Origin of the sequence: Thermobacillus xylanilyticus (assembly GCF_907165215.1) — a bacterium.
Lineage (GTDB): Bacteria > Bacillota > Bacilli > Paenibacillales > Paenibacillaceae > Thermobacillus > Thermobacillus xylanilyticus.
Genome location: NZ_CAJRAY010000053.1, coordinates 23,857 through 30,768 on the forward strand (window position 1 = coordinate 23,857; position 6,912 = coordinate 30,768).

General features: G+C 62.4%; 9 protein-coding genes. All 9 read left to right on the forward strand.

The window, feature by feature from the left end; all coding sequences use genetic code 11:
* The first annotated feature begins 7 nt into the window (after positions 1–7).
* The 9 genes from KJQ12_RS11235 (at position 8) to aroH (ending at position 6,784) form a co-directional block, all read left to right on the forward strand.
* Positions 8–622: a UbiX family flavin prenyltransferase gene (locus tag KJQ12_RS11235; protein WP_244860577.1), complete on the forward strand. Its 615-nt coding sequence runs from the start codon at positions 8–10 to the stop codon at positions 620–622.
* Complete coding sequence (locus tag KJQ12_RS11240; protein WP_213484743.1) at positions 585–1,457, forward strand: menaquinone biosynthetic enzyme MqnA/MqnD family protein; 873 nt, start codon at positions 585–587, stop codon at positions 1,455–1,457. The genes KJQ12_RS11235 and KJQ12_RS11240 overlap by 38 nt, the downstream gene beginning before the upstream one ends.
* The gene (locus KJQ12_RS11245; RefSeq protein WP_213484744.1) at positions 1,454–2,428 is read left to right on the forward strand and encodes a polyprenyl synthetase family protein; all 975 of its coding nucleotides are present in this window, start codon (positions 1,454–1,456) and stop codon (positions 2,426–2,428) included. The genes KJQ12_RS11240 and KJQ12_RS11245 overlap by 4 nt, the downstream gene beginning before the upstream one ends.
* A gap of 40 nt (positions 2,429–2,468) precedes the next feature.
* Positions 2,469–2,912, forward strand: coding sequence for a nucleoside-diphosphate kinase (gene ndk / locus KJQ12_RS11250; RefSeq protein ID WP_015254733.1), 444 nt, complete (start codon positions 2,469–2,471; stop codon positions 2,910–2,912).
* 25 nt (positions 2,913–2,937) lie between these two features.
* On the forward strand, positions 2,938–3,726 hold the full coding sequence (locus KJQ12_RS11255) for a CheR family methyltransferase (protein ID WP_015254732.1): 789 nt from the start codon (positions 2,938–2,940) through the stop codon (positions 3,724–3,726).
* A 53-nt stretch (positions 3,727–3,779) separates the two neighbouring features.
* On the forward strand, positions 3,780–3,950 hold the full coding sequence (locus KJQ12_RS11260) for a hypothetical protein (RefSeq protein ID WP_015254731.1): 171 nt from the start codon (positions 3,780–3,782) through the stop codon (positions 3,948–3,950).
* 193 nt (positions 3,951–4,143) lie between these two features.
* Positions 4,144–5,313, forward strand: coding sequence for a chorismate synthase (gene aroC / locus KJQ12_RS11265; RefSeq protein WP_015254730.1), 1,170 nt, complete (start codon positions 4,144–4,146; stop codon positions 5,311–5,313).
* On the forward strand, positions 5,313–6,416 hold the full coding sequence (gene aroB / locus KJQ12_RS11270; protein ID WP_213484745.1) for a 3-dehydroquinate synthase: 1,104 nt from the start codon (positions 5,313–5,315) through the stop codon (positions 6,414–6,416). Before aroC ends, aroB begins: the two co-directional genes overlap by 1 nt.
* Positions 6,413–6,784 (forward strand): chorismate mutase, encoded by a 372-nt coding sequence (gene aroH, locus KJQ12_RS11275; protein ID WP_213484746.1) that lies wholly within the window; start codon positions 6,413–6,415, stop codon positions 6,782–6,784. Before aroB ends, aroH begins: the two co-directional genes overlap by 4 nt.
* Positions 6,785–6,912 lie beyond the last annotated feature (128 nt).

Here is a 6,912-nt window from a genome sequence, read left to right on the forward strand (position 1 = left end):
GGTCGGCATGACGGGAGCAAGCGGATGCGCGTACGGCATCCGGCTGATCGAGACGCTGCTCGCCGGCGGCTTCGAAGTGCATCTCGTCATCTCGGATGCGGGCTGGAGAGTGCTGCGCGAGGAGGCCGGATGGGACTCGGCCCGGCGCGCGGAGGAACTGGACCGCCGGTTCGGCGGCGCGCTGACGGACGGCCGCATGCGCTACTATCCTTCCGCCGATGTCGGCGCGAACGTTGCCAGCGGATCGTTCCGCACCGAAGGGATGGTGATCGCGCCGTGCTCGATGGGGACGTTGTCGGCCATCGCGAACGGCGCCTCGGACAATCTGGTTGAACGCGCGGCGGATGTCGCCCTGAAGGAAGGGCGCAGGCTGCTGCTCATGCCGCGCGAATCGCCGCTCCATGCGATCCACCTTGAGAACATGCTGAAGCTGGCGAGGCTCGGCGTCCGGATCGTTCCTGCGATGCCGGCTTTTTACTACCATCCGGCTACGATCCGTGATATGATCGATTTTATGGTCGGCAAACTGCTGGACAACATGGGAATCGACCACGACTTGTACAGACGATGGGGAGATGACGGACATGGCGGCGGAGCGCGAGATCACGGTAGGCCGGATTGATTATGCCAATATCTGGCCGATCTTCGACCGCTTCGAAGAATGCCTGGCCGAGACGGGCGTCCGGAATGTGCGCGTCGCGAAAGGCGTGCCGGCGACGCTGAACCGCGCGCTGTCCGAAGGGACGATCGACATCGCCGCTATCTCGTCGTTCGCCTACGGACAACGGTTTGACGAGTACGAGCTTTTGCCCGAATTGTCCGTCAGCGCGGACGGTGAAGTGATGTCCGTCCTGCTGTTCCTGAAGCGGCCGCTCGAGGAAGCGCTGCGCGGGCGGATCGCGGTGACGACGGCCTCCGCGACTTCGGTCAACCTGCTCCGCATCGTGATGCAGGGCCGGTACGGCCGCTGCCCCGAGCTGATCGCCATGGAACCGGATTTGGAGGCGATGCTGGAGCGTGCGGACGGCGCGCTGCTCATCGGCGATCCGGCGATCCGGGCTTCCTGGCGGCCCGGTCCGGGCATTGAAGTGCTGGATGCGGCGCGCATGTGGAAAGAATGGACCGGGCTCGGCATGACGTTCGCGGTGTTCGCCGTTCGCAGGGAAGCCGCGCGGGAGGCGCCCGAGACGGTCCGCCGCGTCTACGAAGCGCTGGCCGAGAGCAAACGGCGCGCGCTCGCCGACATCGAGGGACTCTCGCGCAAGGCGGCCGGGCGGTTCGGCGGCGGGGAAGACTACTGGGAGCGGTATTTCCGCACGCTGCGATACGGGTTCGGTCCGCAGGAACAGGAAGGACTGAGCTATTATTACGACTGCGCGTTCCGGATGGGGCTGCTTGAGCGGCGGGTCGCTCCGGCGACGTGGCCGGATCACGCAGCGGCACGGGTGAATGAATGAAACTGACCGATCTGTATGCAAGCCTGGAAAACGATCTGAACGTAATCGAACAAGAGCTTGAAAGCAGCGTGACGAGCGACCACGCGCTGCTCAGCGAAGCAGCCGTTCATCTGCTCAAGGCGGGCGGCAAGCGGATCCGTCCCGCCATTGTCCTGCTCGCGGGCAAATTCGGCGATTACCGTCTCGACGTGCTGAAGAAAGTGGCGGTTCCGCTGGAATTGATCCATATGGCGTCGCTCGTCCACGACGACGTGATCGACGACGCGGATACGCGGCGAGGCCAGCTGACCGTCAAGTCCAAGTGGGACAACCGGATCGCGATGTACACCGGCGACTATATTTATGCGAAAGCGCTCACGATCATCGCCGAGCTGAACGATCCGGTGCTCCACCAGGCACTGTCGCGGGCGATCGTGCAGATGTGCATCGGCGAAATGGAGCAGATCCGCGACTTTTTCAACACCAGGCAGACGGTGCGCCAATATTTGCTGCGCATCCGCCGCAAGACCGCGCTGCTCATCGCAATCAGCTGCCAGCTCGGCGCGGCGGCGGCCGGCACGCCGCCGGCGGTGTACAACCGGCTGTACCGCTACGGCTACAACGTCGGCATGGCGTTCCAGATCCGCGATGACCTGCTTGATCTGCTCGGCACGGAGCGGCAGCTCGGCAAACCGCCGGGTTCGGACATCCGGCAGGGCAACATGACGCTGCCGGTCCTGCTCGCGCTTCGGGACACCGCGGTGAAGGACGAATTGCTGCGCGAGATTGAACGGATCCGCGAATCGGACGGCCAGGCGGACTGCACGCGCGCCATCGAGCTGATCCGCGCCAGCCGGGGCATTGAGGAAGCGGACCGGCTTGCCGCACGGTACATCGACAAAGCGGTCGGTTTGCTGGAGGGATTGCCGGATATTCCGGCGCGAAGCACGCTGAATGACATCGCGCGGTTCGTCGGCAAGCGAAATTATTGAAGTCCGGGCATATGGCCCGGCCGGATGGGGGATGGAAAGGATGGAACGGACGTTTCTGATGATCAAGCCGGACGGCGTGCAGCGCGGCCTGATCGGGGAGATCGTGTCGCGGTTCGAACGCAAAGGGCTCAAGCTCGTCGCGGCGAAATTCATGCGCGTATCCGAAGAATTGGCCGAAAAGCATTATGCGGAACACGTCGGCAAAGATTTCTACCCGCCGCTGATCCGCTTCATCACGTCGGGTCCGGTGTTCGCAATGGTATGGGAAGGCGACAACGCCGTTGCCCTGACCCGCGCCATGATCGGCAAGACGAACGCCGTGGAGGCGGCGCCGGGAACGATTCGGTCGGATTATGCGGTACATACGAACTTCAATCTCATCCACGGTTCGGACTCGCCGGAGAACGCCGAGCGCGAAATCGCGAACTTCTTCCGCCCGGAAGAGCTGGTCGATTACGAACTGACAATCCAGCGCTGGATTTGACCGAGGCGCGGCAGGGTGGGACGTCATGGAAGATGCGGATTTCGCGCTGTTCATCCGGCAAGTGAAGCAGAAGACGAACATCGATCTGTCGCAATACAAGGAAACGCAGATGAAGCGGCGGCTGACGACGCTGCGGCTGAAGCACGGCTACGGCACGTTCGCATCTTACTGGGAAGCGCTGCAGCGCGATGAACGGCTTATGAACGAGTTTCTTGACCGGATGACGATCAACGTGTCCGAGTTCTGGCGCAACGCGAATCGCTGGGCGGTCCTGGAAGAGCGTTTCATCCCGGCGATGTTGAGGGAAGGCCGGACGCTGCGCATCTGGAGCGCCGCCTGCTCGACGGGGGAAGAGCCTTATACGGTCGCGATGATTCTTGATCGGCTCGGCGCCCTGGCGCGCGCGGACATTCTGGCCACCGACATCGACGCGAACGTGATCGAGAAGGCGAAGAACGGGCTGTACCCCGATCGATCGCTCAAGGAAGTGCCCGACGCATACCGGAGGGCTTATTTCACCGCGGCGGGCGAAGGCTATCGGGTGTCGGACAAGCTGATCCGCGCCGTCCGCTTCAAGCAGCACAATCTGCTGCACGATCCGTTCGGCTCCGACTACGATCTGATTGTTTGCCGCAACGTCATGATCTATTTCACGGAAGAAGCGAAGCACGAATTGTACCACAAGTTCGCAAAGGCGCTCAGACCGGGCGGTCTGCTGTTCGTCGGCAGCACGGAGCAGATTTTCACGCCGGCCCAATACGGTCTGGAATCGACGGAGACCTTCTTCTATCGGCGCAAGCCGGAGCATGTATAGCCGCTGTCCATCTTTCCCATACTGACGATATCCGACATTTTTGGAGGGTTGGAATGGACAAGCGTGTGGTGATCGCCGCCTACAAGCGCGGGTGGATTACGATCCAGGAATGCGCGCAGATCCTCGGGCTGGACGCCGCGCAGATCGCAGGCATCCTGAGCGCCGAGCGGGAGGCCGGGAGCCGCCGTACAGCCTTGCGGCCTACGCGCCATGCTCACGGTTGAAGTCCATCGCATATTCGACGGGCCGGCTTGCGGACAAGCCGGCCCTTTGTCATGTTTCAAGGCTGACGGAGGCGTCCCGGCGATTCCTTGTCAAAAGAACGGGCGCTATACTATAATGAGCGAAGGCAACGAGCAGTAGAACCGGAAGTGATGGAAGAATTGCGCGGCATGGACGGCCGCTGGGGGGAAACGGATGAGTCTCAGGTATTTGACGGCAGGCGAGACGCACGGGCCGCAGCTGACGGCCATTGTCGAAGGTCTGCCGAGCAATCTGAAAATTGATTTCGACGAGTTGAATTTTCAACTGCAGCGCCGCCAGAAAGGCCACGGCCGCGGCAGACGGATGCAGATCGAGCAGGACACGGCGAAGATCGTCGGCGGGGTGCGCCACGGCCGCACGACCGGCGCGCCGGTCGCGATCGTCATCGAAAACAACGACTGGAAACATTGGACGACCGTCATGAACGTGGAGCCGATCGAAGGTTCCGACGAGACGAAGCGTCGTGTTCACCGTCCGCGTCCCGGCCACGCGGACTTGAACGGCGGGCTGAAGTACAACCTGCGCGACCTGCGCAATGTGCTCGAACGCTCGAGCGCCCGCGAGACGGCAGCCCGCGTCGCCGTCGGCGCGCTGGCCCGGCAGCTGCTGGCCGAATTCGGCATCAAGGTCGGCGGACAGGTCATCCGCATCGGCGAGATTGAAGCGCCGAAGCACAATCTTCCGCTTGATGAAATCATTCGCCTGACGGAAGAGTCTCCGGTACGCGTCGTCGACAAGGAGACCGAAGCGAAAATGATGGCCCACATCGACCAGGTCAAGCAGGAAGGCGATTCGATCGGCGGCATCGTCGAGTGCATCGTCGAAGGCGTGCCGGTCGGCCTCGGCAGCCATGTGCAATGGGACCGGAAGCTGGACGGCCGGATCGCGCAGGCGGTTGTGTCGATCAACGCCTTCAAGGGCTGCGAGATCGGCATCGGCTTCGAGGCGGCCAGACTGCGCGGTTCGCAGGTCCACGACGAGATCATGTATGAGGAAGGCCGCGGTTTCTACCGTGCGACGAACCGGGCGGGCGGCATCGAAGGCGGCATGACGACCGGCGAGGCGATCGTTGTGCGCGGCGTCATGAAGCCGATTCCGACGCTCTACAAACCGTTGCGCAGCGTCGACATCGACACGAAGGAACCGTTTACCGCCCAGGTCGAACGTTCCGACAGCTGCGCGGTGCCCGCCGCCAGCGTTGTCATGGAACATGTGGTGGCCTGGGAAGTGGCGAAGGCGTTCCTCGAGAAATTCGGCGGCGATTCGATTGAAGAAATCCGCGCCAACCTGGACAACTATCTGAAGCAGGTGGGGGCTTACTGATGCGGGAACTGACGGTGCAGCTTGGCGAGCGGTCCTACCCGATCTACATCGGCGAAGGACTGCTTGACCAGGCGGCCTTTTATTTCGACAAGCACGGCATCGGCAAGCAGTCGCCGCTGCTCATCGTGACGGACGAACAGGTGGGTCGGCTGTATCTGGACAAGCTGGAGTCGGGGCTTCGGGCTGCGGGCTATCGAACCGTCAGCGCCGTCGTTCCCGCGGGCGAACAGGCGAAATCGCTTTCGCAGTTCGAAGAACTGATCACGATTGCCCTCAAAGCCGGACTTGACCGCAAATCGGCGATCATCGCGCTTGGCGGCGGCGTCGTCGGCGATCTGGCCGGCTATGCGGCGGCCGCTTACATGCGCGGCATCCGGTTCATTCAGATGCCGACGACGATCCTCGCCCATGACAGCAGCGTCGGCGGCAAGGTCGCGGTCAATCATCCGCTCGCGAAAAACATCATCGGCGCGTTCCACCAGCCGGCGATGGTGCTGTACGATCTGGCGACGCTCCGCACGCTGCCGCCGCGCGAAGTGAGCAGCGGTCTTGCGGAAGTGGTGAAGCACGGGCTGATCCGAAGCGCCGAGTTTGTCGCCTGGATCGACGAGAATGCGGACAAGCTGCGCGCGCTTGATCCGGAAGCGCTCGGATACGCGCTGTATTTCGGCTGCCGCGTGAAAGCGGAAATCGTGTCGCAGGACGAGCGGGAGAACGATCTGCGCGCCATTCTCAACCTCGGCCACACGATCGGCCACGCGCTCGAGGCGGTGGGCGGATACGGCGAGCTGCTGCACGGCGAAGCGATCGCGATCGGCATGGTCGGCGCGGCGCGCATCGGCGTGGAGCTCGGCGCGCCGCGGGAAGTGTACGAGGTGACGAAGCGGGTGCTGGCGAAATGCGGGCTGCCGGTCCGGCTGCCGGCGCATTTCGATACCGACGCGATCATGGACGCCATGCGGCATGACAAGAAATTCAAGGAAGGCCGGATGGTGTTCATCGTCCCGACGGCGATCGGAGACGTCGTCATCGACAAGAACATGTCCGCGGAGCGGGTGCGCCGCATCGTGGAGCAGCTGAAAGAGGAGGAACAGGCGCAATGAGCGTGCGGGGAATCCGCGGAGCGACGACAGTCGAGGCGAACGAGGAGCAGGTCATTCTCGAAGCGACGGCGGAACTTTTTCAGCAATTGGTGGATGCCAACGGCATCGTTCCGGAGGATATCGCCAGCATTATCATCACGGTGACGCAGGATCTGGATGCGGCTTTTCCGGCCCGCGCCATCCGGGAGCTGCCCGGCTGGGATCTGGTGCCGCTTATGTGCGCGCTGGAAGTGTCGGTCAAGGGGAGCCTGGAGAAATGCATCCGGCTCATGGTGCACGTGAACACGGACAAACGGCAGGACGAAATCCGCCACATTTTCCTCGGCCGGGCGCGCACGCTTCGTCCGGATCTCGCGGAGAAGGAATAATTCTTCGTCAAACATCAGGTCAGCCTGCATGCGGGCTGGCCTCATTTCTTGCGTGATGAAACGATTAAGACCGGGTTAGTGTAAAATCTTCGTGGGTGTAGGAATTGGAAAAAGCGGACATAGAAAAA